At 53.6% G+C, this 2,751-nt stretch carries 6 protein-coding genes; 5 read left to right on the top strand and 1 reads right to left on the bottom strand.

Annotated elements, in window-relative coordinates; translation table 11 throughout:
- Nucleotides 1–119: 119 nt before the first annotated feature.
- Together E4680_RS13645 and E4680_RS13640 are read left to right on the top strand one after the other, a co-directional pair.
- Nucleotides 120–359 (top strand): hypothetical protein, encoded by a 240-nt coding sequence (locus tag E4680_RS13645; RefSeq protein ID WP_135282975.1) that lies wholly within the window; start codon nucleotides 120–122, stop codon nucleotides 357–359.
- Nucleotides 356–934 carry a hypothetical protein gene (locus E4680_RS13640; protein ID WP_135282974.1) on the top strand — a complete coding sequence of 193 codons (579 nt, stop codon included), beginning with the start codon at nucleotides 356–358 and terminating at the stop codon, nucleotides 932–934. The genes E4680_RS13645 and E4680_RS13640 overlap by 4 nt, the downstream gene beginning before the upstream one ends.
- Before the next feature lie 444 nt (nucleotides 935–1,378).
- On the opposite strand, the gene E4680_RS14175 is transcribed toward E4680_RS13640, so the two are convergent.
- Nucleotides 1,379–1,522: a hypothetical protein gene (locus tag E4680_RS14175; protein ID WP_167792529.1), complete on the bottom strand. Its 144-nt coding sequence runs from the start codon at nucleotides 1,520–1,522 to the stop codon at nucleotides 1,379–1,381.
- Between the two features lie 65 nt (nucleotides 1,523–1,587).
- Here E4680_RS14175 and E4680_RS13635 point away from each other — a divergent pair, with 65 nt between their 5' ends.
- From E4680_RS13635 to E4680_RS13625, 3 genes are all read left to right on the top strand, one after another.
- On the top strand, nucleotides 1,588–2,001 hold the full coding sequence (locus tag E4680_RS13635; RefSeq protein ID WP_135282973.1) for a hypothetical protein: 414 nt from the start codon (nucleotides 1,588–1,590) through the stop codon (nucleotides 1,999–2,001).
- 88 nt (nucleotides 2,002–2,089) lie between these two features.
- Nucleotides 2,090–2,449 (top strand): hypothetical protein, encoded by a 360-nt coding sequence (locus E4680_RS13630; RefSeq protein WP_135282972.1) that lies wholly within the window; start codon nucleotides 2,090–2,092, stop codon nucleotides 2,447–2,449.
- Nucleotides 2,416–2,694 carry a hypothetical protein gene (locus E4680_RS13625; RefSeq protein WP_135282971.1) on the top strand — a complete coding sequence of 93 codons (279 nt, stop codon included), beginning with the start codon at nucleotides 2,416–2,418 and terminating at the stop codon, nucleotides 2,692–2,694. Before E4680_RS13630 ends, E4680_RS13625 begins: the two co-directional genes overlap by 34 nt.
- Nucleotides 2,695–2,751: the final 57 nt, after the last annotated feature.

The following is a 2,751-nucleotide window of genomic DNA, read 5'->3' as shown; positions in this document are numbered from 1 at the left end:
CACGAGGAGATTCAGATCAGGACGAATGCTGTGATCGGACTCATCGAGGCTGAAATCTTTCATGTGTCCTGCCGGCTCAAAAGCCTTGGAGTCGAGACCGAAGAGACGGAGATCAAGCAGTGCGCATAGAGGATATCGACAAAGCGAAAAAGCTGGCGGACCAACTCAAGGAAGTCGACGCAATCAGAATGTCTTACGACGCGAGCCCGTTTAGAGTAGGATTCTCGATCATCCGTGGTCAGGAAAATCCCATATACGTGACCATGTCCGAGAGACAGGTGGGAAAAATCCTGATCTCAGCGAGCGTCGAACTTGAAGAACAATTAGAAGCTCTTGGAGTGTGGACACACCAGCGATGAATATCGAACGCATGCTTATTCTCGCGGACCATCTGAAGACGGTGCCGCACGCCCCGGAGGGGTCGATCAATACAGGACCCGGTGACGTTTCCAGGTTCAATATGAACCACTATATCTGCGGCACAGCGGCCTGTATTGCGGGGTGGGCTTGCGAATTGTTCTGTCCCAATGGATCGGCGGACGTTTCAGGCATACACAGTATGGCCATGCTCAAGCTCGGCCTTGACCCCAAAGACGCGGGCAACCTGTTCCTGAACAACAATGGGTTTGTCTCCATGGATAGAGACCTCCCTTACATCGAACCTCCGGAGGCTGTTGACGCGATTCTTCGAATGGTCCGAGCAAAGGTCGTTCGTCTCCTCCGATTGGGAGCGGTGTCGCCTTTTGGCGGACTTCACATCGTCATCGAGGACCTCAACATCGATGACGAGAGCATCCAGATGTACCTCGACAGTCCAGGACTGAGTTCGGATGAGCGCGGTGTCGCGCTCTTCATGCTCCGACTGGACGAAAACGGTCGTCAGGATCTCCTGATCAAGGCGGGGAAGGCGCAGTGGGGAGAGTTCAATGACTGACGTCAAATATCCCTTCCAGGAAGATTACTGGAAAACGGGAACATCAGGGTTTCTCACACGAGTAACTTCCGAAGATGAAGCAGATGTATACGACATTCGGGTCGGGGCTCATGCTGTGCGCGTACAACAGGACTCTGACGGACACTTCTCACCGTCTCCATGGGAATTGCGTACCGCGATGATCAGGATGTTTGATCGCGGTCGGCACTATCAGGCTCGTGTGATATCTGATGCTATCAGTTACAAGGCGGGGAGGCGGTAATGAGAGACAACTCAAGACTGGCCCAACTTGTCCGTGAATTTTTCGATATCCTGGAGACAGAGGAAGAGTCCTCCAGTGGGCGGAGATTTCAACCAACTACGATCACCTCGTGCCGGGTCCTACACACAAGGCGTCTCGGCGAAATTCTTCCAGAAATGAAAAGTCTGGCCGAAGAAGAATAATCAACGGAGTAATAAAATGGAATCTCTTTCTATTAGCATTGCCATGGCGGCTTTCTGTATTTCTGTTTTCAGCGTCGTCCTGTCTTTCTTTTCGATTTCAATGTGCAGCGCCGCCATACGTCGTGAGCGGGAATCCAGAAACACGAGCTTCGATCTCCTCTGCTCGAATCCTGACCAATTCAAAGCGTCTCGACGCGGAGGTATGTGAGATGTCCGGCATCCGCTCGATCAAAATGTACGAAATCTTCGGAGACGAGGACGACTCGGACGATGTCCAGTACAACTTCGACCGTCCGGAAGATGTGCTCGTCAAGGTCATCGACGATGGCGAATTTCCCAATCGGGATTGGGGAAAGTATCGGATCGACGACCTGTATATCCTGACGCCTCTGAGCGAAGACGGGTATGCCGGAGCCGCCTCCTACGAGCAGGAGTATGGTGGATTTCTCGATTACGCTATCATGGGTGCCCTCCCGGCGCCGGATGCCCCAGGTATCTACCTGATCTCAGGCATCACCGCCACCTACCACTGTGGAGACGGATGGGAAACCGACGATGATATGGAGTTCCATATCCCACCCATGACTCCGGCAACTCCAGAAGAATACAGGGGAGTGTTCTGATGAGTGAATCAATCTGGGCCGTCTATGCCTACGGCGTCCACAGCCACATCGAAGACGACTGCGACGACAGCACGCCGCTCGACCCATCATGAACGAAGACGGCTACCCAGACCTCGGGGAGTATCTCCTGAAGCAGGCCGGGATCGAGGAATACTCCTATGACAAGGAGAAGGATCTCCTCGCGAAGTGTCCGGTCGAGATCATCCGGTATGGTCACTACGACTATTCTCGCTTCTTCATCGCTGTGAACGGAACTGTCGTTGAGACGGCGTGGGATTGTGAGCCTGTGAGCGAGCTTAATCCGGCCTGGATCATGAGAAAGGAGCAGGAAGCAAAGGATTGGATGGAGAAGCACGGCATACTCCAGGCCTTCGAGAAACACCGAATCTCGCAAGGCCTCTCCGATAATCCGGAATGGAAGTGGTACATCATGCCGATGGTGACATGATGACTGATTACAGCCACCACGCCTACATGATCCAGGTCGCAGTCGCTGATGCGGCAGTTGCGATCCAGGAGACATGGACGGCTCCTAGCGTCGTCTTCAGGCCGAAAGTCTTCAAGGACGGAGAACTAGAACTATGGTGCGCTCTTTATGGCGACAGCCTTTTGAGCGGTGTCTCTGCCTGGGGAGCGACACCAGAAGAAGCTTGCAGGAATTTTGACTACAAATGGCGTCGAGGAGAATCCTGACTCTGACAGAACAGGCCGTCCCCTCACCTCCCAACGCAGCCGGTTCTCGGGCACGGG

The organism is Candidatus Macondimonas diazotrophica (assembly GCF_004684205.1).
GTDB classification, from domain to species: domain Bacteria; phylum Pseudomonadota; class Gammaproteobacteria; order UBA5335; family UBA5335; genus Macondimonas; species Macondimonas diazotrophica.
Note: the sequence above shows the minus strand (reverse complement) of the source record. Positions and strands in the feature narration are given on the sequence as shown.